This window comes from Rhodococcus sp. IEGM 1318 (genome assembly GCF_033142465.1).
Taxonomy (GTDB): Bacteria; Actinomycetota; Actinomycetes; order Mycobacteriales; family Mycobacteriaceae; genus Rhodococcus_F; species Rhodococcus_F qingshengii_B.
This window is the reverse complement of sequence record NZ_JAWLSC010000053.1, coordinates 1-1,048: the sequence shown is the minus strand read 5'-3', so window position 1 is coordinate 1,048 and position 1,048 is coordinate 1. Positions and strand designations below refer to the sequence as shown.

The following is a 1,048-nucleotide window of genomic DNA, read 5'->3' as shown; positions in this document are numbered from 1 at the left end:
CCTTGGGGACGCGGACGATGAGTGCGTCGCCTTGTCCGCCGCCGCCGCAGAGTGCGGCTGCGCCGATGCCGCCGCCGCGGCGTTGCAGTTCGAGGGCGAGGTGCAGGGCGATGCGGGCGCCGGACATGCCGAGGGGGTGTCCGACGGCGATGGCGCCGCCGTTGACGTTGACCTTGGCGGGGTCGAGGCCGAGTTCGCGGGTGGAGGCGATCCCGACGGCGGCGAATGCTTCGTTGATTTCGACGAGGTCGAGGTCGGTGGGGTCGATACCTTCCTTGGCGCAGGCCTTGGCGATGGCGCGGGCGGGCTGGGACTGGAGGGTGGAGTCCGGTCCGGCGACGACGCCGTGGGCACCGATTTCCGCGATCCAGGTCAGGCCGAGTTCTTCGGCTTTGGCTTTGCTCATCACGATCACGGCGGCGGCGCCGTCGGAGATCGGGGAGGCGGAGCCGGCGGTGATGGTGCCGTCCTTGCTGAACGCGGGACGCAGTTTGCCGAGGGATTCGGTGGTGGTGTCGGCGCGGATGCCTTCGTCCTGGGCGACGACGATGGGGTCGCCTTTGCGTTGGGGGATGGAGACGGGGACGACTTCGTTGTCGAAGTAGCCGTCTTTCCAGGCGCGGGCCGCGTTCTGGTGGGAGGCGGCGGCGAAGGCGTCCTGCTCGGCGCGGGTGATGTGGGCGGTTTCTTGTTGGTTGACTTGTTCGGTGAGCAGGCCCATGGCCTGGTCGGTGAAGATGTCGTGGAGGCCGTCGTAGGCCATGTGGTCGCGGAGGGTGACGTCGCCGTATTTGAAGCCTTCGCGGCTTTTTTCGAGCATGTGGGGTGCGCGGGACATCGATTCCTGGCCGCCGGCGACGACGATGTCGAATTCGCCGGCGCGGATGAGTTGGTCGGCGAGGGCGATGGCGTCGATGCCGGACAGGCACACTTTGTTGATGCTCAGGGCGGGGACGTTCATGGGGATGCCGGCGGCGACGGCGGCTTGGCGGGCGGGCATCTGGCCGGCGCCGGCGGTGAGGACCTGTCCCATGATGACGTAGTCGAC

The 1,048-nt window shown here is 68.3% G+C and carries 1 protein-coding gene; it reads right to left on the bottom strand.

Features of this window, described 5'->3' with window-relative positions; all coding sequences use genetic code 11:
* Positions 1–1,048, bottom strand: a 1,048-nt coding sequence (locus tag R4P65_RS33020) for an acetyl-CoA C-acetyltransferase (protein ID WP_317829698.1), incomplete at both ends; no start/stop codon positions are given.